Origin of the sequence: Pectobacterium quasiaquaticum (assembly GCF_014946775.2) — a bacterium.
Classification (GTDB): Bacteria; Pseudomonadota; Gammaproteobacteria; order Enterobacterales; family Enterobacteriaceae; genus Pectobacterium; species Pectobacterium aquaticum.
This window is the reverse complement of the sequence record NZ_CP065177.1, coordinates 552,417-573,333: the sequence shown is the minus strand read 5'-3', so window position 1 is coordinate 573,333 and position 20,917 is coordinate 552,417. Positions and strand designations below refer to the sequence as shown.

Annotated in this window: 17 protein-coding genes, 1 tRNA gene and 9 pseudogenes; 12 read left to right on the top strand and 15 right to left on the bottom strand. The window is 50.7% G+C overall.

Annotation, left to right across the window (positions count from 1 at the left end; translation table 11 throughout):
* Window positions 1-8 precede the first annotated feature (8 nt).
* Complete coding sequence (locus IG609_RS02690) at window positions 9-707, top strand: pirin family protein (protein ID WP_180784688.1); 699 nt, start codon at window positions 9-11, stop codon at window positions 705-707.
* A 139-nt stretch (window positions 708-846) separates the two neighbouring features.
* A complete protein-coding gene (zur, locus tag IG609_RS02685; RefSeq protein ID WP_180784686.1) occupies window positions 847-1,356 on the top strand; it encodes a zinc uptake transcriptional repressor Zur in 510 nt (169 codons plus the stop codon).
* A gap of 134 nt (window positions 1,357-1,490) precedes the next feature.
* Here the strand turns inward: zur and lexA are convergent, their stop codons facing one another.
* Both lexA and IG609_RS02675 read right to left on the bottom strand, forming a co-directional pair.
* Entirely contained in the window at window positions 1,491-2,099 is a 609-nt protein-coding gene (gene lexA / locus IG609_RS02680; RefSeq protein ID WP_005971310.1) for a transcriptional repressor LexA, read from the bottom strand.
* A gap of 110 nt (window positions 2,100-2,209) precedes the next feature.
* Window positions 2,210-2,575 (bottom strand): diacylglycerol kinase, encoded by a 366-nt coding sequence (locus IG609_RS02675; protein ID WP_180784684.1) that lies wholly within the window; start codon window positions 2,573-2,575, stop codon window positions 2,210-2,212.
* A gap of 128 nt (window positions 2,576-2,703) precedes the next feature.
* On the opposite strand from IG609_RS02675, the gene plsB reads away from it, so the two are divergent.
* Window positions 2,704-5,181: a glycerol-3-phosphate 1-O-acyltransferase PlsB gene (gene plsB, locus IG609_RS02670; protein ID WP_193399551.1), complete on the top strand. Its 2,478-nt coding sequence runs from the start codon at window positions 2,704-2,706 to the stop codon at window positions 5,179-5,181.
* 137 nt (window positions 5,182-5,318) lie between these two features.
* On the opposite strand, the gene ubiA is transcribed toward plsB, so the two are convergent.
* From ubiA to IG609_RS02650, 4 genes and pseudogenes are all read right to left on the bottom strand, one after another.
* Window positions 5,319-6,182 carry a 4-hydroxybenzoate octaprenyltransferase gene (ubiA, locus tag IG609_RS02665; protein ID WP_193401180.1) on the bottom strand — a complete coding sequence of 288 codons (864 nt, stop codon included), beginning with the start codon at window positions 6,180-6,182 and terminating at the stop codon, window positions 5,319-5,321.
* A gap of 34 nt (window positions 6,183-6,216) precedes the next feature.
* Window positions 6,217-6,726, bottom strand: coding sequence for a chorismate lyase (gene ubiC / locus IG609_RS02660; RefSeq protein ID WP_102117234.1), 510 nt, complete (start codon window positions 6,724-6,726; stop codon window positions 6,217-6,219).
* Between the two features lie 204 nt (window positions 6,727-6,930).
* Window positions 6,931-7,121, bottom strand: a pseudogene (locus IG609_RS02655) (IS1 family transposase); the annotation flags it as partial.
* Window positions 7,122-7,539: 418 nt separating this feature from the next.
* Window positions 7,540-8,046 carry a TIGR00645 family protein gene (locus IG609_RS02650; protein ID WP_102117233.1) on the bottom strand — a complete coding sequence of 169 codons (507 nt, stop codon included), beginning with the start codon at window positions 8,044-8,046 and terminating at the stop codon, window positions 7,540-7,542.
* A gap of 320 nt (window positions 8,047-8,366) precedes the next feature.
* Here IG609_RS02650 and IG609_RS20555 point away from each other — a divergent pair.
* Together IG609_RS20555 and IG609_RS02645 are read left to right on the top strand one after the other, a co-directional pair.
* Window positions 8,367-8,414: pseudogene (locus IG609_RS20555) on the top strand (hypothetical protein); the annotation flags it as partial.
* Window positions 8,415-8,446: 32 nt separating this feature from the next.
* A pseudogene (locus IG609_RS02645) lies at window positions 8,447-8,899 on the top strand (L-rhamnose/proton symporter RhaT); the annotation flags it as partial.
* Window positions 8,900-8,961: 62 nt separating this feature from the next.
* Here IG609_RS02645 and IG609_RS02640 read toward each other — a convergent pair.
* Window positions 8,962-9,375 (bottom strand): annotated as a pseudogene (locus IG609_RS02640) (transposase); the annotation flags it as partial.
* 412 nt (window positions 9,376-9,787) lie between these two features.
* Here IG609_RS02640 and IG609_RS02635 point away from each other — a divergent pair.
* Window positions 9,788-10,402, top strand: a complete 615-nt coding sequence (locus tag IG609_RS02635) for a YagU family protein (RefSeq protein WP_102117231.1) — start codon at window positions 9,788-9,790, stop codon at window positions 10,400-10,402.
* A 178-nt stretch (window positions 10,403-10,580) separates the two neighbouring features.
* Here IG609_RS02635 and IG609_RS02630 read toward each other — a convergent pair.
* Window positions 10,581-10,700: pseudogene (locus IG609_RS02630) on the bottom strand (IS3 family transposase); the annotation flags it as partial.
* 27 nt (window positions 10,701-10,727) lie between these two features.
* A pseudogene (locus IG609_RS02625) lies at window positions 10,728-10,973 on the bottom strand (integrase core domain-containing protein); the annotation flags it as partial.
* 287 nt (window positions 10,974-11,260) lie between these two features.
* Between IG609_RS02625 and IG609_RS02620 the strand changes: the two are divergent.
* The 3 genes and pseudogenes from IG609_RS02620 to IG609_RS02610 all read left to right on the top strand — a co-directional run.
* On the top strand, window positions 11,261-11,698 hold the full coding sequence (locus IG609_RS02620; RefSeq protein ID WP_193401178.1) for a DUF29 domain-containing protein: 438 nt from the start codon (window positions 11,261-11,263) through the stop codon (window positions 11,696-11,698).
* Window positions 11,699-11,912: 214 nt separating this feature from the next.
* Window positions 11,913-12,602 (top strand): annotated as a pseudogene (locus IG609_RS02615) (IS1 family transposase).
* Between the two features lie 14 nt (window positions 12,603-12,616).
* Window positions 12,617-12,868, top strand: a pseudogene (locus IG609_RS02610) (tyrosine-type recombinase/integrase); the annotation flags it as partial.
* 190 nt (window positions 12,869-13,058) lie between these two features.
* Here IG609_RS02610 and IG609_RS02605 read toward each other — a convergent pair.
* Window positions 13,059-13,134 (bottom strand) — tRNA-Phe (locus IG609_RS02605).
* A 171-nt stretch (window positions 13,135-13,305) separates the two neighbouring features.
* Here IG609_RS02605 and IG609_RS02600 point away from each other — a divergent pair.
* Window positions 13,306-13,651 (top strand): annotated as a pseudogene (locus IG609_RS02600) (AraC family ligand binding domain-containing protein); the annotation flags it as partial.
* 63 nt (window positions 13,652-13,714) lie between these two features.
* On the opposite strand, the gene IG609_RS02595 reads toward IG609_RS02600, so the two are convergent.
* From IG609_RS02595 to aspA, 5 genes are all read right to left on the bottom strand, one after another.
* On the bottom strand, window positions 13,715-14,290 hold the full coding sequence (locus tag IG609_RS02595; RefSeq protein ID WP_193397886.1) for a transcriptional regulator: 576 nt from the start codon (window positions 14,288-14,290) through the stop codon (window positions 13,715-13,717).
* Between the two features lie 34 nt (window positions 14,291-14,324).
* A complete protein-coding gene (locus IG609_RS02590) occupies window positions 14,325-16,052 on the bottom strand; it encodes a protein-disulfide reductase DsbD (protein ID WP_193397885.1) in 1,728 nt (575 codons plus the stop codon).
* Complete coding sequence (gene cutA, locus IG609_RS02585; protein ID WP_010286405.1) at window positions 16,028-16,360, bottom strand: divalent cation tolerance protein CutA; 333 nt, start codon at window positions 16,358-16,360, stop codon at window positions 16,028-16,030. The genes IG609_RS02590 and cutA overlap by 25 nt, the downstream gene beginning before the upstream one ends.
* Before the next feature lie 131 nt (window positions 16,361-16,491).
* Window positions 16,492-17,793: an anaerobic C4-dicarboxylate transporter gene (locus IG609_RS02580; RefSeq protein WP_103861485.1), complete on the bottom strand. Its 1,302-nt coding sequence runs from the start codon at window positions 17,791-17,793 to the stop codon at window positions 16,492-16,494.
* A gap of 121 nt (window positions 17,794-17,914) precedes the next feature.
* Window positions 17,915-19,354, bottom strand: a complete 1,440-nt coding sequence (gene aspA, locus IG609_RS02575) for an aspartate ammonia-lyase (RefSeq protein ID WP_193397884.1) — start codon at window positions 19,352-19,354, stop codon at window positions 17,915-17,917.
* A 523-nt stretch (window positions 19,355-19,877) separates the two neighbouring features.
* On the opposite strand from aspA, the gene IG609_RS02570 reads away from it, so the two are divergent.
* On the top strand, window positions 19,878-20,360 hold the full coding sequence (locus IG609_RS02570) for an FxsA family protein (RefSeq protein WP_193397883.1): 483 nt from the start codon (window positions 19,878-19,880) through the stop codon (window positions 20,358-20,360).
* A gap of 253 nt (window positions 20,361-20,613) precedes the next feature.
* Window positions 20,614-20,907, top strand: coding sequence for a co-chaperone GroES (locus IG609_RS02565; protein WP_005971295.1), 294 nt, complete (start codon window positions 20,614-20,616; stop codon window positions 20,905-20,907).
* Window positions 20,908-20,917: the final 10 nt, after the last annotated feature.

The window sequence follows — 20,917 nt, the reverse complement described above, 5'->3', positions numbered from 1 at the left end:
TAAAAATTATGATCACACGAAGAGCAGCAGGTCAATGCGGCCAGGCCGACTATGGCTGGTTGCAGGCGCGCTATACCTTTTCTTTTGGTCACTATTTTGACCCACAGCTGCTGGGCTACGCGTCTCTGCGCGTGCTCAATCAGGAAGTATTGGCTCCAGGGGCATCATTTCAGCCGCGAACCTATCCACGGGTTGATATTCTGAATATTATTCTTCAGGGCGAAGCGGAATACCGCGACAGCAACGGCTGCCACATTCAGGCCAAAGCCGGAGATGTGCTGCTGCTCGCCACGCAGCCGAATGTCAGCTATAGCGAACATAATATCAACGCCAACAAACCGCTGACGCGGCTGCAATTATGGCTGAATGCTTGCCAAACGCGAGAAAACAGCCCGTTGCAGCGCATGGGGCTGAGTTCAGTAAATTATACGCTGCTTGCCTCACCGGAAGGTGAGCACAATAGCCTGCAACTGCGCCAGCAGGTTTGGGTTCATCATGTCGATCTCCAGCAGAATGAGCAAAGCACAATCGCGCTACAGGGAAATCAGGCGTATCTCCAACTGATTCACGGTTCAATGGCGGTAAAAGGCAGCCAGAACAGTGAAACACTGCACTGCGGCGACGGAGCCTTCATTAAGGAAGAAACGGCGTTGACGCTACAGGCAGAGTCGCCTTTGCGGGCGCTGCTCATCGATCTGGTCGTGTAGCGCTTCTGTCCGTTGTTTTTTGCAGAGAGTTGTTTTTACAGGAAGTGGTTTTCGCAGGAAAACGCCGCCAGTTCGGCGTTTTTATTCAGTCGTGGTAAGATATCCGTCTTGTTCCTCAATGCGTCAGGGTGATATGACAATGGATTCAACCCAACAGGACAAACTTCTTGCCCAGGCTGAACAGATTTGTCAGCAGCGCGCTGTGCGTCTCACGCCACAGCGGTTAGAGGTTTTACGCCTTATGGCACAGCAGTCGGGTGCTATCAGCGCTTATGACCTGCTGGATCTGCTGCGCGTTTCCGAACCTCAGGCGAAACCGCCGACTGTCTATCGCGCGCTGGATTTTCTGCTGGAACAAGGCTTCATTCATCGCGTCGAATCAAACAACAGCTACGTGCTGTGTCACCATATCGAAGACCACAGCCATACATCTGCCCTTTTCATCTGCGACCGCTGTGGGCAAGTCACGGAACGTCAAACCGAAGGTGTGGAAGAAACGCTGCGTAGTCTGGCACAGCAGTCGGGATTTACGCTGCGTCATAGCGTAGTGGAAGCGCATGGGTTGTGCGGAAGCTGCCAGGAAGTCGCATTATGCAAACAGACGGACCATTGCGATCACGACCATACCGTTCCGATTAAAAAACGATAGTATCCATTGATGGAATCTCCTTCGTGACAGGACGTTGTATACAAAGAAAACGATAGCCCAAAAGCTATCGTTTTCTTTGAGAAGCACGAACGAATTCAGAAAAAACTCGGGCATCTCCTATTACTGTGGAACGGTTAGCTCCAGTCGCTGTTACGAATCACGCCAACCGCCAAGCCTTCTATCGAAAAGCTTTGCTGACGTAGATCGACAACAATCGGGGCAAACTCTTCATTTTCAGCGAGGAGGTGTACCGTATTGCCCTGCTTTTTCAAGCGCTTCACCGTCACTTCATCGTCAATACGCGCGACGACAATCTGGCCGTTGCGCACATCTTCTGTTTTATGCACAGCCAGTAAATCGCCATCCATAATACCGATATTTTTCATCGACATGCCGCTCACCCGCAGCAAAAAGTCAGCGCTGGGTTTGAACATCGCAGGATCAACCTGATAGCGGCATTCGATATGTTCCTGTGCCAGCAGCGGTTCACCTGCGGCCACGCGACCAACCAGAGGAATACCCGTCTCTTCTTCCATCAATAGACGAATACCACGAGACGCGCCCGAAACAATTTCAATCACACCTTTACGCGCCAGCGCTTTCAGATGTTCTTCAGCCGCATTAGGAGAGCGAAACCCCAGTTGTTGAGCAATTTCCGCACGCGTTGGCGGCATTCCGGTTTGCGCAATATGATCGCGGATCAGGTCATAAACCTGCTGCTGCCTTGCTGTTAATACTTTCATTCCGCCCCCTGGTTGTTTATACAGTTTTGCTGTGAGTATATACAGGTAAGCCACAATTGGAAATGAAGATATCGGCAAAGCCCCTGACTTTTACTCATTTATGCGTGCCGTCAGGCAAAATGTTGCCAGAGGATGCAGCCCCACACGACAGCAGCTAACAAGATGGCAACAAAGACAGCCGCCGAGCCAATATCTTTCGCCCGACCGGATAATTCGTGGTGCTCGAGACCAATGCGATCGACCACGGCTTCAATGGCGCTATTGGCCAGCTCAAACAGCATAATCAGTACCACAGACCCGATCAGTAGCAATTTCTCGACCAGCGTAATCGGTAGTAAACACGCGATAATGACGCCGACAAGGGTCAGTATCGTTTCCTGACGAAATGCCGCCTCATGCTGCCACGCCTGCTTCAGCCCCTTAAAGGAATAACCGGTCGCCTTAATAATCCGGGTCATCCCCGTTGCTTTATTCATTTATCCTCCATTTTTAGACTCTAAATAATTCGCATTTTAACGCGCTTACGTTGTCTCATCACCACAGATCTCCGGCGCAGTTTCTGGTATCCTTGCGGCGCATTGCTAACAAGAGGCTCCATGTTGTTATGTCAGGTTGGCGTAAAATTTACTATAAATTATTGAATCTCCCACTGAAACTGCTGGTGAAGAGCAAAGTTGTTCCCGCAGATCCGGTGGTCGAGCTGGGGTTAGATCCCTCACGTCCTATACTCTATGTTCTGCCTTATAACTCTCAGGCGGATCTCTTGACGCTACGAGCGAAATGCCTGGCATTGGGGCTACCCGATCCCTCGCAGCCGTTCGAATTCGATGGCGTCGAACTGCCTAGCCACGTCTTTATCAATGACGGGCCGCGCGTCTTCCGCTATTACGTTCCCAAACAGAAATCCGTCAAGCTGTTCCACGACTATCTGGATTTGCATCGTGCCAATCCAGATTTAGACGTACAGATGGTGCCGGTTTCTGTGATGTTTGGACGTTCTCCGGGTCGGGAAGGTCACGCTCAGGCCGCACCACACCTGCGCTTGCTCAACGGTATCGAGAAATTCTTCGCCGTCCTGTGGCTAGGCCGCGACAGCTTTGTCCGCTTCTCCAGCCCGGTATCACTACGCTATATGGCGACCGAGCATGGTACTGACAAAACCATAGCCCACAAACTGGCGCGTGTCGCACGTATGCACTTCTCCCGCCAACGCTTGGCGGCAGTTGGGCCGCGCTTGCCAGTGCGTCAGGAACTGTTTAACAAGTTGCTGGATTCCAAAGCGATCAAGAAAGCCGTAGACGATGAGGCGCGCAGTAAGAAGATTTCTACTGAAAAAGCGCAGCAGAATGCAATTGCGTTGATGGAAGAAATCGCTGCTGACTTCTCCTATGAGGCCGTGCGTCTGTCGGATCGCGTATTAAGCTGGACGTGGAACCGTCTTTATCAAGGGATTAACGTCCATAACGCCGAACGCGTTCGCCAACTGGCGCAGGATGGTCACGGCATTGTCTATGTGCCCTGCCACCGCAGCCACATGGATTATCTGCTGCTGTCCTACGTCCTGTACCATCAAGGCTTAGTGCCGCCGCACATCGCCGCTGGCATCAACCTTAATTTCTGGCCAGCGGGGCCGATCTTCCGCCGTCTTGGCGCGTTCTTTATTCGCCGTACCTTCAAAGGCAACAAGCTGTATTCCACGATTTTCCGTGAATATCTGGGTGAGCTGTTTGCCCGAGGTTATTCGGTTGAATACTTCATGGAAGGCGGACGTTCACGCACGGGCCGTCTGTTAGAGCCGAAAACCGGTACGCTGGCCATGACCATTCAGGCCATGCTCAGAGGCGGCACGCGCCCCATCACGCTGGTACCGATTTATGTCGGCTACGAGCATGTAATGGAAGTCGGCACCTATGCGAAAGAGCTGCGCGGGGCGGTGAAGGAAAAAGAAGGCTTTATGCAGATGGTGCGAGGTTTGCGCAAACTGCGTAATTTGGGTCAGGGTTATGTGAACTTCGGCGAACCCCTCCCGCTGACAACCTATCTGAATCAGCATGTTCCGCAATGGCGTGACGCGATCGATCCCATCGAAGCACAGCGTCCGAGTTGGCTAACGCCGACGGTGCAGGATATCTCTATGGATATCATGGTGCGCATCAACAATTCTGCGGCAGCAAACGCGATGAACCTGTGCTCTACGGCCTTATTAGCCTCGCGCCAGCGTTCACTCACGCGCGAACAAATGCACGAGCAGTTGGATTGCTATCTGCAACTGCTACGTCAGGTGCCTTACCACAAAGATATTACGGTGCCCAAAAAGACAGCGGATGAACTGCTGGAACACGCGTTGGGCATGAACAAATTTGAAGTAGAGAAGGATAGCATTGGCGATATCATCATTCTGCCGCGCGAGCAGGCGGTACTGATGACGTACTATCGCAATAACATCCAGCATCTTTTGGTCTTGCCGTCACTGATCGCCAGCATCGTCATCCATCATCGCCGGATTACGCTTGCCGATGTCGTGCGACAGATCACGCTGGTCTATCCGCTGCTGCAAGCCGAGCTGTTCCTGCACTATTCCAAAGAACAATTGCCAAGCGTGCTGGAAACGTTGGCTAACGAACTGATTCGACAAGAGCTGCTGTGTAGCCGTGACGGTCAATTAGCTATCAATCCGCCACGCATCCGTACGCTGCAACTGCTGTCAGCAGGCGTGCGTGAAACGCTGCAACGTTATGCGATTACGCTGTCCTTACTGTGCGCGAATCCAGAAATTAACCGTGGAACGCTGGAGAAAGAAAGCCGGAACATGGCACAGCGTCTGTCCGTTTTGCACGGCATCAACGCGCCGGAATTCTTTGATAAAGCAGTGTTCTCAACGCTGGTCGCGACCTTACGTACGGAAGGGTATATCACCGACAGTAAGGAAACAGCGCAAGGCGATATCCTGGAAATTTACAGCATCCTCGGTGATCTGATCACCCCAGAAGTTCGGTTGACTATCGAAAGCGCCAGCTCATCTGCTGAAATGGAAGCCAATAGTCAGGCAGTAGAAAAAGTGGAAGAGACAAAGCAGGCGTAGCCAGACAGTAACGGGAAAATGGCGGATAACACGCCGCCATAAAGCCGTAAATGCGTTTGGCATAACAAACATCTCTGAGCATTCCACCATAAAAAAAGCAGCGAGAAATCGCTGCTTTTTGTCTTTGACGGTTTGCGCTACAGACCAAACAGCACGCCAATAAATATTGCCATACCTGCGTATTTATTATTGTGAAAGGCTTTGAAACAGGCATCACGCTCGCGCCCAGCGGTCAGGATTTGCTGATAAACAAACATCCCCGCAGCCACCAGCAGCGAAATAGTGTATGGCGTTCCTAATCCGGTGGTGATGCCCAAAGCCAGTAGCAACGCCAGCATACTAAACTGCAGCAACCCGATGATGATATTGTCAAAACGACCAAATAGGATCGCGGTGGATTTCACGCCGATCTTCAGATCGTCATCACGATCCACCATCGCATATTGGGTATCGTAGGCGACAGTCCAGCAAATATACGCTAAAAACATCATCCAGCAGCTCGCCGGCAGGCTTTCACTCACCGCGGCATACGCCATCGGGATCGACCAGCCAAACGCCGCACCCAGCACAAACTGAGGAAGATGGCTGACCCGTTTCATAAACGGGTAAACCCACGCCAGAATCAGCCCCGCAACGGACAGCCAGATCGTCATCTTATTCAGCGTCAGCACCAAGCCAAACGCCAGCAAGACCAGTACGACAAACAGCACTTTGGCCGCTCGCTCACTCACCTCACCGCTGGGCAAGGGGCGAGAAGCGGTGCGTTTTACATGGCCGTCAAAATGGCGATCGGCATAATCATTGATGACGCAGCCCGCCGCACGCATCAAGAAAACGCCAGCGACAAAAACAAGCAGCGTCCACGGTGCAGGCGCTCCCCCACCCGCCAGCCACAGCGCCCATAGCGTTGGCCACAGGAGCAACAGAGAACCTATCGGTTTATCAATCCGCATCAAGCGGCAATAAGCCAGCCATTTCCCTGCTGTAACACTTCTTTCCAAGGATTTATCTCCCCAAATTACCTGCCAACCTTCATCACCGGCTGAAATAAATCGGTGATTCCGGTAAGAAAAGCTCAGTCAACAGTAACGGATAACCCGAGACACAGAGGCGGGAACGCCGCGCCCATAAGCCTTCACTGCATCCGGTATGGATATAGTCACGCGTCAGCGCCTTTTGCCCAAACAGGTAGCGGCCTAGCGGCTGATTACCTATTTTCGTCAGGGCTGAATCCGTGCCGTCGAGCGTTTGTTGCGGAACAATGGTTCGGCCAAAAAGCCAAGGACGATCGCCACCATACAGCACCACCTCACGCAGCCAGTAACGCTCACTGTACGGCAGTTGTTCGCGTTCTTCGCCCAGCGCCTGTGGCGTAATGAATCTCTCACTACACAGCGTGGTCTTCAGTTGGGCACAATATTTTTCAAGCCGCCGCGTCATAGAGCCGGTTTCCATCAGCCAGTCACCAATGTGCTCAGGTAATACCGAAGGGGGCTCAGTAAACCAGGAAATAGAGCGCAGAAGCGTAGACGCATCGTCAGACATTGTCCCTACTCCGAACAGAGTTGTTTTGAATAAAAAGGTATTTGTAAATAAAGTAACACCGCCATTGTAGCGCAGAATGCTTTCCCCGATAACAGGCTATAAACGCATTCATCAACGATACGGCAACATTTCAGCAATGCCGCGCATAAAAAAAGCGCCACCCAGCCTCGCGACCAGATAGTGCTCTTTGGGTAATACTTCCAATTAGTAAAACATATGTTTTTCAATGAACGCCCGATGACTTTTTCATGCAATTCAATCGAGCGTGAGAAACAGAGTGTTTTCTGGGCCAGACGTTTAATGCACGTCCTCAATATCAGGTTGTTACGCTCAATACGTTGAGTGAAGATTTTGCCTACCAGATGCTTATCCTTGGGCACTTCTCTGGCATAGCTGGCGTTTTTAAAGCTAGTTGTCACCATTGACCATTTTAAGCGGCCTGTTTTTCAAATTTCATTATCATCCCTTTGTCTATCCCTTTTCTTTTGGTTAAACGAACACCACCAAGAATAATGACTTACCTTGTTATTCTCATGTATTACTCAGGTAGTTTCTATACACGTGTGACTATCTGCCCGTACTGGTAACATACTCTGTCGAGTGAAAAACTCGCCGCCAGCAGCGGCAAGCGGTCTGGGCAGTCACAGATCGCATGTTGGCGCGCCGTGCGGCCGCTGAGCCAGAACCACACGGCGGTTAATTTGATCGGTTTGCGGCATAATATCCTCCGTTAAACAAAGCGTGTTGATAACATCACTTCGTTAACAATAGGATCGGTTCTTTCATCTGGCTACGCAAACCGTGCAGCGTTCATTATGTCGTTTTGCTTTTTTCGTAACGCGACATGCGATCCAGATACCCCATGACCAGTGCAGACAGCACAAACGTCAAATGGATAATCACGTACCACATCAGCTTGTTATCCGGAATATTACGGGCATCCATGAACACGCGCAGCAGATGGATCGACGAGATAGCGACAATCGAGGCGGCAACTTTATTTTTCAGCGAGCCGGAGTCCATCTTACCGAGCCAGTTCAGCTTTTCTCTGCCTTTAGAGATATCCAGCGCCGAGACAAAGTTCTCGTAACCGGACAACATCACCATCACCAGCAATCCGCCGACCAGCGTCATATCGATCAGTGACAGCAGCACCAGCACCAAATCGGCTTCAGCAATATCCAAGATATTAGGCAGGACGTGGAACACCTCCTGGAAAAACTTGATCGCCAGGGCCAGCAACCCCACCGACAGCCCAAGATAAACCGGGGCAAGCAGCCAGCGCGATGAATACATCAGATTCTCAATAAAACGTTCCATAATTCACTATATGCAGGTGGAAAAGAGAGAAATAATAGCGAAAAGTCCTACTGTGGTGTTAATCAATTCTTGAGCAGAATGCACCATTTACAGAATGCCCTGCCGTGCACTCAGCGATGATTTCCGCGTTTTGTGAGCCGGCCTGCACTCACCTTCAAACCGATGCCGTCCTTCTGTTGCTCGTGGCACGCATCTGAAGGCTCACCCTTTTTCACCTCCCTACACAGTCTAGCGCCAGCAGGTCTGGCAGCAATCATACACGGCACTCTACATTCAGAGCCGAATACAGGCTTACCACAAAATAAAACAAGGGGTTAGGCATGAGCAATCCGATTTTGCTTGGTATTTTCTGGCACTTCATCGGAGCGGCCAGCGCGGCCTGCTTCTATGCGCCGTTTAAATGGATGCCGCGAAACCCATGTACACCGCGGCACAAACGCTGGGAATCAATGCGCTGTATGTCGCACTCCCCAGCTACGTGGTGATTATGGGCGGTGGTGCCATCGTCAATCTGGGTTTCTGCTTCATCCGTTTGGCAACCTGCAAGGGGATTTCATTAAAAGCCGATCTGGCACAGGCACTGATTGCCAACGCGCTCTTCGCCATTCTGGGCGGCGTCATGTGGTATTTGCAGTTCTTCTTCTATGCCTGGGGACACGCCAACATTCCGGCTGATTACACCTACATCAGTTGAATGCTGCACATGAGTTTCTACATACTGTGCGGTGGCATCGTCGGCCTGCTGTTTAAAGAATGGAAAGCCGTTGGTCAGAAGCCAGTACGCGTGCTGGTTCTCGGCTGCATGGTCATTATTCTGGCGGCGAATATCGTCGGACTAGGAATGGCCGTGTAAGCGCCTTATCATCGCGTTCGGTGCCACCAAAGCGGGTACCGGACGCGATGGCATTACCCTTGATGCACGATGCATAGCTGGATGCGCGTCTGCGGATACATCGCGTTAATGGCGTCAGGGAACCCTTTCAGTCCATCAACACAGGTGATGAGAATATCGTTAAGGCCGTGATTTTTCAGCTCTGTCAGCACGTTAAGCCAGAACGTTGCACCTTCGTGTTCAGCCAGTCACATACCCAGCAACGCTTGCTGGCCTGCAATGTTAATCCCCAGTGCAAGGAACACCGATTTATTGATCACTCGGCTACACTGTCGGATCATGAGGAAAATAAATTAAAAAAACAATGAGTTAAATGGAATTCAGTGGATAAATCTGCCATTCAACAACCTGTCCGTAACCGCATTAGTGACCTTTGAGCTCAGCGAATGTGGGACATCAGCACCATACAACGCTTTAAATGCAGCGGCGATCGCGCGGAGTACACAATTCCAGCGGATCATCGCCCGTAATAACGGTTTTTCGTCCATAAAGCAATCTGCTTTTGATGTTAGATTGAACATATCAAAATCAGGCAATTACACAAATTTATGTACAGGGTCGAATCCGCCCTAAACTATTTTTTATCGGCTATTTATTGGTGAGTTGTATTCATTTCTCTCGTAATAAATATACATTTTGTATATTTTATTGAATCTTTCTTTCATTTTTGAATAAAAAATTCACAAAAAATCAACTAACGTCATCATTTTGCTGTGTGATAAAAATTTAAAACCACATTGCTAATAACAAAATATGCTAGAGAGATTGTTCGATATATCAATTAACCTCTTTATAAGTACATGATGTCTATGTAAGACTATAACCTTTAATGGTTAGATTGGTAAAAAAATGAACTTTTTTGAACAAACACCTCCATCTCGGAGACGCTATGGATTAGCTGCTTTTATTGGTTTGATTGCAGGCATTGTTTCATCTTTCGTAAAGTGGGGGGCAGAAAATCCGCTTCCTCCACGTAGCCCCACAGATATGTTCACCAGTGCTTGCGCACCTGAATCACTGATTAGAGCTGCCGAGCACATTGATTGCTCTCGTAATTTTCTTAACCCTCCCTACATCTTTTTACGCGATTGGCTTGGGGTTGTTGACCCTAATTCGGCGGTTTATACCTTTGCCGGCCACGTATTCAACTGGGTTGGTGTGACACATATTATTTTCTCTATTGTTTTTGCTTTAGGTTATTGCGTTGTTGCGGAAGTATTTCCTAAAATAAAATTATGGCAAGGTCTGTTTGCTGGTGCGCTGGCTCAACTGTTTGTTCATATGATTTCCTTCCCATTGATGGGGCTTACGCCATCTCTGTTTGTTCTCCCTTGGTATGAGCACGTATCAGAAATCGTGGGCCATCTCATTTGGTTCTGGTCTATTGAGATTATTCGTCGTGATTTACGTAATCGAATGACTCACGAACCGGATCCAGAGATTCCTTTGAGTGCTTCACGATAGGCTGTGATTTTATTTTAGATAATGTGAAATAGTGCGATGCTTATTATTTAAGTGTCGCACTATAAATTAGCTTTGAAATAAATTAGCCGTAAAAATTAAAATTAATTCCATAACGCCTTGATGTCCTCTCAGGGCGTTTTTACTTCCTTGATCTTACGCACGAATTGTGGACACAGCCCTAAGCGAGGTTCTGGTTTTCAAATTGTTCCGGGCTAAGCCCCCCGCAAGCACTATGTCGGCGCCAGCAATTATAATCGCACTCGATATAATTAAATACCGTTGCTCTCATCACTTCCTGGAGTTGCCCCTACTAAAACGGACACGGCTAATTAACAGCTAACATGGCATCGCGATATTCGCGTGGGGATTTCATATTCAGCCCCTTGTACGGATGCAGGTTATTATAGTCCTCCATCCATTCTGCCATTTTTTCCATCACTGATACTGCATCCAGCAGGTCATTTACGTAGACGTAATCCCGCTTCAACGTCTTGACGAACGATTCTGCCATGCCGTTGCTTTCCGGGCTACGTACTGGGGTTGTACACACGATGAACCCCAGTGAACTGGCGATGGTATTCTGTGGACTCCGCCTGTTTCTAGTGATGTTGAGGCGAATCAATTGTATTCCCAATGTGAAGAACTCCGCAAAGAAGCAGCGATTGAAGCATCATGGGATAATTATTCGACCGCGGAACGAATGAGAGATAAGGCAAACACTCTATTGCTTGCTGATGTCGATCGGCACTGGCGGCAGCATCCGGAAATTCTTGCTCTTGCTAGCTAAATTGACGGGTACTTTCTTACATGACAGACTTAGTAAAACACTTACTTTTTCTGTGATTCTTCGGGGGTAAAATGACTATTCATACTCGATACGAGACTGATGTTGTCGCCTGGTCTAATGAGCAGGCTGAACTTTTACGCTCCGGTAAATTTTCAGAGATCGACTGCGAGAATATCGCGGAGGAGATTGCAGACGTGGGTAAGAGCGAACAACGGGAGCTGGCAAACCGCATGGCTGTCTTGATTGCTCACCTGCTGAAATGGAAATATCAACCGGAACGCCGTGGTTCGAGCTGGGAAAAGACGATTAAGGCACAGCGCAAAGATGTTGCGTATGCGTTGAAAGAGTCTCCCAGCCTGAAAACCAAACTGAATGATCCTGATTGGTATGATGTGATCTGGTCTAAAGCCGTGGCTATTGCTGCGTCGGAAACACAGCTTGAAAACCTGCCTGATGAACAAATCTGGACGGTAGAAGAGGTGTTGTACGCCGATTTTTGGCCAAATTAACTTTTTCCATGTAGCAATGGGACACTAACGCTGGCTTCGGCCAGCGTTTTTCTTTTCTGAGCTCGTTTTTAGTTTAGCGTTGTCCTGTTTAGGCTTGTCGGCAGAATAACCACCTGATTTTGAGATTTCTCTTAAACGGTGGAGACTGATGACAAGACGGTAATGACTCTAATTGGTTGAATTGACTTATACTGCTCGCTTTTGAGGTTTTCTTATGGCCAGCGTTACTGTTCATTGTCCCCGTTGTCAGTCTGCTCTGGTTTACCGACATGGGCAGAACCCTAAAGGCCGTGATCGGTTTCGCTACCGCGATTGCTACCGCGTGTTCCTCCTCACTTATACCTATGAAGCCCGTAAGCCCAGTGTCAAAGAGCAAATTACCGAAATGGCCTTCAACGGAGCGGGCGTCCGAGATACGGCAAGGACACTCAACGTCGGTATTAACACCGTATTCGCACGTTAAAAAACTCGCGCCGAAACGAATAACGTCATCTCCGGTTGCCCATGCGGATGTGGCACTCATATGTGAATTTAATGAACAGTGGAGCTTCGTTGGCAGTAAGGCGCGACAACACTGGCTCTGGTACGCTTACAACACCAAAACCGGTGGTGTACTGGCCTACACCTTCGGTCCACGTACCGATGATACATGTCGGGAGTTGCTGGCACTTTTGACGCCGTTCAGCATTGGCATGATAACCAGTGATGGGGCAGCTATGCCAGAGAGGTGCCGAGGGATAAGCATCTGACGGGTAAAATCTTTACGCAGCGCATTGAGCGTAACAACCTGACTCTCCGTACGCGAATCAAGAGGCTGGCTCGCAAAACGATTTGCTTCTCGCGCTCAATAGAAATCCACGAAAAAGTCATTGGAGCCTTCATCGAAAAATATATGTTCTACTAATTGGAGGCATTACCAGATTGTCCCGAGATTGTGGATTTCTGGTGCCAGCACATCGTTTCCGTCATACGTTGGCTACGGAGTTGATGAAAGCACCGGAGCGTAATTTGCTGCTGGTCAAGGATCTGCTGGGGCATCGAAATGTGAGTACGACAATGGAATATGTCGAGCTGGACATGGAGATCGTGGGACGAACACTGGAAAAAGAGCTGGCGTTACATACGGATATTTATGCGCAACCCGTTTTACATGACTTGACAGTAATGTAATTCACTGTAACCATACACGGGAACGAGAAAAGGGAATTTGCCTAGCAGCAGATTCCCTATCTTGAGGATTTTAGTTCTTATTCACAGTGCAGCCTTTCGATTATCTCTGCACAGGAACGATTTTATGACCGAACCCTGTATTAACCGCCCGTTAAGCTTTTCATTCTTAACCAGCGTGCTTTGATGCAAGTGGTGCCCGGACTCGGAATCGAACCAAGGACACGAGGATTTTCAATCCTCTGCTCTACCGACTGAGCTATCCGGGCAACGGGGCGCATTAAACCTTAATCCCGTATTATCGTCAACCCTATTTAGGGAAAAACCGTTCAACTGCTTAAGTTTACGGCAATCTGTTCGGGTAGGCGTCTATTTTGCACAAATCTTCCAGGTTGATGCGTATGAACGGGCAATGCTGATAGTGAAAAGAGGGGGACGAGATGGCGAACAACTGGCTTGAGCTACGTCAGCATGCAGATTGGGGGATTGAAACGATCAAGGCACATTTTGAAGGGCACGCCTATGATCCACACTGGTACGACAGCTACCTCGTGGGGTGACCCTTTCCGGTACGCAGCAATTTCACTGCCGTCGTGAACGACATCATTGTCGTCCTAGTGATGCCTTTTTACTGGAGCTAGGTGAAATCCACGACGGTGAAAATATCGCTCTGTCTGACCTCGCGCGAGAGACGGGCACCGATCGCTTCACGCTGACACGTGCTTTAAACGTCAATTTCATCTGGCTCCGCACGCCTGGCTTATCCAGCTCCGTTTAGCGAAAGCGCACCACCGTTGTCATGGTGCGCTTTCAGCGCCTGTTCGTTTCCGCCTGGGCAGGCATGCTCGCTTAGGTCAACGCACCATTTTTGCGGCACAGTGCAAAGCGTAAAACATCTTCTGCCAGCCGCTGGGCAGTGGCGATGCTGGCAGCCTGACGCTTGACCAACAGGTTGCTCAGGCAGCCCTCCAGAATCAATTCCATCTGCTGTGCCACCATCTCGGGATCGTCGGTTTCCAGCTCTTCCAGCAAGTCGCGAGTGTATTGGTAAGATGCCTGCTTCTGCTGTTCCGCAATTTGGTGAATAGGGTGGTTGATATCAGGGAAGAAGCTGCACGCGGCAATAAACAAGCAGCCTGGATAACGCTGTTGATTCACCGACTCATGTAGCACCTGATAGCGCGCCAGCAGCTTTTGCTCGATGCTTTTCTCGTCGTCCAAGAGAAGCTGACGCCGCCAGGTATCGACCTGCTGGCTATGATGGCGCAGGCCGTCGTACAGCAGTGCCTCCCGATCCGGCCAGAATGGCGTCAGTTCCCCTACGGGAACCTCCAGTTTCTCCGCCAGCATATCCAGCATCGTCATGGCAAAGCCGTGCTGCTCCAGCAGAGTAAGCGCATGTTCAAGAACGTCTTCCCGTTGCATTAGGTCTCCTCCAGAAGCACATATAACGTGTTGTTTATGGGCTGAACTTCTGTAAATGTGCCTGAAATTGTTCAGCATTCATAAAACCGGTGATGCGCGAGCCGGGTATTTCTTTCCCCTGAGCGTCAAAGAATACGATGGTCGGCAGCCCTAAAACCTGTAGCTTTTTCAGCAGCGCGTTTTGTTCTTCGCGGTTAGCGGTGACGTCCGCCTGTAGCAGCGTGATGCGCGACAGATGGTTCTGCACCGCTGGGTCGCTGAACGTGTATTTCTCGAACTCTTTGCAGGCAACACACCAGTCAGCGTAAAGATCGAGCATAACAGGCTGAGCGCTCTTTGCCAGCGCACTGTTGAGATCGGCAATATTGGCGACAGGGGCGAAGTTCAGTGCTGAGGTATGAGCTTGCACCACGCCAGCCGGAGGAAATACCCAGTCTTGCAGCGGCTTGGCGCTGATCACCATGCCTGCCAGCAGCAGCAGTAGCTGTACGCCACGCATCCAGCCTTTGCTACTGCGCAGCGTCAGCATGAGCGCCCAGCCGAAGAAGGCGATGCCCAGTGCGCTCCACAGCCGCATTCCCCACGTTTCACCCAGAATGCGTTCAAGCAGGAAGACGGGCAGTGCCAAAATGATGAAGCCAAACGCTTCCTTAACGTACTGCATCCACGGGCCGCTGCGCGGCAGCAGTTTGTTGCCAAACAGCGTGACCAGAATGAGCGGTAAGCCCATGCCGAGCGCGTAGAGATAAAGCGTGCCGCCACCTGCCAGCATGTTGCCGCTCTGGGCGATATAAAGCAGGATGGCGCTGAGCGGCGCCGTGGTGCAGGGGGAACAAATCAGCCCAGCCAGCGCGCCCATGCAGAATACGCCAGTGACGGAGCCGCCTTGCTGACGGTTGCTCCACTCTGTCAGTCGGGTTTGTACCGAGGACGGGAGTTGGAGCGTATACAGGCCAAACATGGACAGCGCGAGTGCGGCAAACATCACCGACAGACCAATCAAAATATAGGGATGCTGGAGCGCGGCCTGAAAGCGTAATCCGGCGGCGGCGACAACCAGCCCGAGCAGCGTGTAGGTCAGCGCCATGCCCTGCACATAGGTCATAGACAGCAGCAGCGTTCGACGCGGCGTCAACTGCTCTTTTCTGCCCAGCACCAGGCTGGCAATCAGCGGGTACATCGGCAGGACGCAAGGTGTAAAGGCGACACCGATACCAATCAACAGCGCCCACCACGGCGAGAACGGCATCGGCGTAGTCTGTGGCGTCTGGGCTGATGCGGTATTCGCTGTGTCTGTGCCTGAGTTAGCCAGCACCTGACTGAGAGGAACAACTCGCGTTTCCGGCGGATAGCAGAAACCCGCATCGGCGCAGCCTTGATAGATGACTTTAACCGTCGCGCCGCTTTCGGCCTGTTGAATCGGAACCATTAGCGCCAGCCGATCCCGCAGGATAAAGACCTGACCGAAGAATTCGTCGTTATGGCTTTCACCCTGTGGCAGTTCCACCTTGCCAAACGTGGCACCGTTCCCTTCGATCTTGATTTGCGCGCGGTACAGGTAGTAATCGGGATGGATATCCCAGCGCAGGTTGAGCTGGTTATCCTGCTGCTGAAACTCAAAGGCGAAAGCACTATCGACCGGCAGAAAGCGTGACGTCGTGCTGTTGCCAAACAGTTTCTGACCGAAAGAAGAGGCGGCCACATTGGGTGTGCCGAAAGCCGTCCATAACAGGAAAATCAGCGTAAAGATGCGTTGAGCCATGTCAGATAATCGCTATCGCCCCCGGATACCGGCAGAACTAACAGCTCCGGCGTATCGTAAGGGTGTTGTTGTTTCAGGTGAGTCAGCAGGGCTTGCTGATGTGAGGTATCGCTTTTTATCAGCATTTGTACTTCTGATTGCTGTTCGAGCTTGCCTTCCCAGTAGTAGAGCGAACGTGCGCCGGGCAGCAGGGTGACGCAGGCGGCGAGCCGCGTTTCCAACAGCGAGTCGGCAAGCCGTTGCGCGCAGGCGTCATCAGGTGCGGTACATAATATAACGACAGCATCGCAAAGCGGGCGGTCAGACATCACATCCTCCGTGTCAGATGAACAAATTCCAGACAACCAGAGCCACACTATACCTTGCTTTATTGTTTGAAGGGAATGCGGCGGATCGACGAGTTAAGCCGATCCGCGAGGGACTGCCTGAAAGGCAATCTTTAGATCAGGATGCTGCCGAGGATAAAGCCAAATATCACCGACAGCGTAATCGCCATCACGCCCGGAATCAGGAAGGAGTGGTTAAACACAAACTTGCCGATGCGCGTTGAGCCGGTATCGTCCATCTCCACGGCGGCTAACAGCGTCGGATAAGTTGGTAGTACGAACAGCGCGGAAACGGCAGCAAAAGACGCTACGGCCGTGACCGGAGACACACCCAGCAGTAGCGCAGCAGGCATCAGTGCTTTTGCCGTTGCCGCCTGCGAGTAAAGCAGTGTCGCGGCGAAGAACAGCACGACGGCCAGCATCCACGGGTAGCTTTGCAGCAGCGCACCAGCGGTATCCTGAATATCGGAAATGTGTGCTTTAACAAAGGTATCGCCCAGCCAGGCCACACCCATCACGCAGATACAGGCGCTCATGCCGGACTTAAACGTGCTGGCAGAGAGGATGCGAGAGGTGTCGATTTTGCAGGTGATGCAAATCAGCGTAGCGATCGTCAGCATAAAGACCACAATCGCTTCGTTACGTGGCAGAACCGGATTCTGAATCAGCCCAACCGTGCCGCTGATCGCCGTGGCATACAGAACGACAGCGACGATGCCGATCAGAAACAGCATCACGGAAAGTTTGGCACCCGGTTTGACCTCATGCTGGCTATTACCGCGCAGCGTGGTTTCACCTTTTTTCAGACGTTCCTGATAAATCGGATCGTCTTTCAGCTCTTTACCCAGAAAGTTGGTCACAATCGCCGTCAGCATGATCGCGGCCAGCGTGGTAGGAATACAGATGCCTAACAGCAGCAAATAGCTGACCCCGTGCGGCTCAAGAATACCGGCAACAAACACCACCGCCGCCGAGATCGGCGAGGCGGTAATCGCGATTTGCGAGGCAACGACGGCAATCGAAAGCGGACGAGAAGGGCGAATCCCCTGCTCTTTGGCAACTTCGGCGATAACGGGCAGGGTGGAAAACGCGGTGTGTCCGGTTCCGGCCAGAATCGTCATGAAGTAGGTGACCAGCGGCGCGAGAAAGGTGACGTATTTCGGGTGCTTACGCAGCAGTTTCTCCGCCAGACTGACCAGATAATCCATTCCGCCCGCCACCTGCATGGCGGCGATGGCGGCGATAACGGCCATGATAATTTCAATGACATCAAAAGGGATGACGCCGGGCTTTATCTGAAACCCCAGTGTAAGAACAAGCACCCCAAGGCCCCCGGCGAAACCAATGCCGATGCCTCCTAGCCTCGCCCCCAAATAGATGGCGAGCAGAACGATCAGTAACTCAAGACCAAGCATGACTATGCTCCTTAATTAATAATAAAAATTTCATAACTTATTCTTATGGCTGTATGCAGCAAAAAATAAAGGCACGGCGTTCTTCGTGAACGGACGTGCCTGTTGGTATTAGGTGTTGGTGTTAGGGAAGATCGTTTTCATCGGTGTAGCGTTTAGCTTTGTACGCCGGATGCATCAGGTTCTGGATGGAGAAAATGTCATCCAGCTCGGCTTCCGTGAGTAGGCCGCGCTCCAGGACAACTTCACGCACGCTTTTCCCCGTTTCTGCACAGATTCTGCCGACGATATCGCCGTTGTGGTGGCCGATGAACGGATTCAGGTACGTCACAATCCCTATGGAGTTGAAGACATAGGCTTCGCACACGCTCTTATTGGCGGTGATGCCGTTGACGCATTTTTCCAGCAGGTTGTAGCAGGCATTGGTCAGAATGTGGGTCGATTCAAACATCGCCTGACCGATCACCGGTTCCATCACGTTTAACTGTAATTGCCCGGCTTCTGATGCCATCGTGACGCAGGTGTCGTTACCGATGACCTTGAAGCACACCTGGTTGACGACTTCCGGCACGACCGGATTCACCTTAGCTGGCATGATTGAAGAACCTGCCTGCAACTCCGGCAGGTTGATTTCATTCAGGCCTGCACGAGGACCGGAAGAGAGCAAGCGCAGGTCATTACAGATCTTTGAGAGCTTCACGGCCAGACGCTTCAGCGAACTGTGCACCATCACATAGGCACCGCAGTCTGACGTGGCTTCAATCAAATCTTCTGCTGGCACACACGGCAGGCCGCTGACTTCCGCCAGACGCTGAACCGCCAATTGCTGATAGCCGTCTGGCGTGTTCAGGCGCGTACCGATTGCGGTCGCGCCCAGATTGACTTCAAGCAGCAGTTCCGACGTGCGCAGCAGGTTTTTGATTTCTTCCTGCAACAGCACGTTAAATGCATGAAATTCCTGGCCGAGCGTCATCGGTACGGCGTCCTGCAACTGGGTGCGGCCCATTTTCAGCACGTCTTCAAACTCTTTGGCTTTGCGCTCGAACCCATCGCTCAACTTCGCTATCGCCTCCGTCAGTTTCAGTACGGCCGCGTAGACCGCGATACGAAATCCGGTGGGGTAGGCATCATTGGTGGACTGGCATTTATTCAGGTGATCGTTAGGGTTTAGATACTGGTATTCGCCTTTCTGGTGGCCCATTAACTCCAGGCCAATATTGGCTAATACTTCGTTGGTATTCATGTTAACCGACGTGCCCGCGCCCCCTTGATAGACATCGACCGGGAACTGATCCATGCATTTGCCGTTATTCAGCACTTCATCGCAGGCGCGGATAATGACGTCGGCGATTTTTTTCGGGATAGTTTGCAGCTCTCTGTTCGCCAGCGCCGCGGCTTTCTTCACCATGACCATACCGCGCACGAACTCGGGTATGTCACTGATTTTATTGTTACTGATATAGAAATTTTCGACAGCGCGCAGCGTGTGAACACCATAATACGCGTCTGCGGGAACTTCTCGGGTGCCTAACAGGTCTTCTTCAATACGGATGTTTTCTGACATGAGCGTGCCTATCCTGTTGTGCGACTAGTGATGCAATTAGACGTTGTGGGCTGGTGTGTCGGGCGGCGTTATCTCGAAAAACCATTATCTCGAAAAACCATTATCTTTAAAAACAATGTGGTCTCGGATAAACCGTCTTATCGCGGCAATAGTCTCGGGATGTTTGACCAACCAGGAATCCATTGCCGTGAGGATATGTCGTTACGACAGCGAAAAACAGGTGTTTAGATCACTATACTGGCGTTCTCTACCACGACGGTAAATGAACTGTGACTGTAGTCACGCGTCACTATTTTAGAACAATAATCGTAGGGCGGCGGCTTGAAAATGCGCAAAGCCGTACCCATTTCAGTAAATCATGATGTGCCGGATCGCAGAGCAGGCGCGCATTTTACCTAACCCATTGGTAGTAAATCCGATGGGGAGTAAAGCGTACTGGGTTTTCAATAGCGATGGCTTAACACGTTCTTATTAACAGACGTTTTTATTAAAACAGTACGCGTAAAACACACAGGAGTACCGGGTGCGCTGGTTACCGTTATTACTTATTTTTCTTTTGGCTTACATCGAGATATCGCTGTTTATTCAGGTGGCTGAGGTGCTTGGCGTCGCCATGACGCTGTTGCTGGTTGTCTTCACGTCCTGCGTGGGCGTCTCGCTGGTGCGTAATCAGGGGATGAAAACGCTGGTGCAGATGCAGCAGAAAATGGCGGCAGGTGAAAGCCCAGCGGCTGAGATGGTAAAAAGCGTTTCACTGGTGCTGGCGGGCTTCCTGCTCCTGATTCCGGGCTTCCTGACTGACTTTCTGGGGCTGCTGTTGCTGCTACCGCCGGTGCAGAAAAGGCTGACGCTCAAACTGATGCCTCACTTGCATGTCTGGCGTTCTGGTCCTGGATCAGGCCCTGGTGCGTCGTCTTCCGGCGGTAACACCTTTGAAGGTGAATACCAGCGCAAAGATGGCGCAAGCACAAATATTGAACACCGTGACGATAATGACAACCGTTAACGTCAAGACGAATTGAAAAGCAGATAAGGATTATCATATTGATAATCCTTATTTTTTATCAGATGTCAGCGATAGGCCGACGCCTAACGCAAAAAAAATGAATTTTTTCCCTTGAAGGGCGGTGAAACGCCCCCACTTAGAACACCACAAGGCCGATTATGAAAAGCATAATCGTTATGAAACATAGTTGTTATGAAGACATAGTCGGCGTTTATCCTAAACCGATATGGACTTTCTCAAAGGAGAGCTATCAATGAATATTCGTCCATTGCATGACCGCGTGATCGTCAAGCGCAAAGAAGTTGAGTCAAAATCTGCTGGCGGTATCGTACTGACTGGTTCCGCTGCTGGTAAATCTACCCGCGGTGAAGTGCTGGCCGTAGGTCACGGACGTATCCTGGAAAATGGCGAAGTGAAGCCGCTGGATGTGAAAGTTGGCGACATCGTTATTTTCAATGATGGCTATGGCGTGAAAGCAGAGAAGATTGATAACGAAGAAGTGTTGATCATGTCTGAAAGCGACATTCTGGCAATTGTTGAAGCGTAATTGCGCGTAA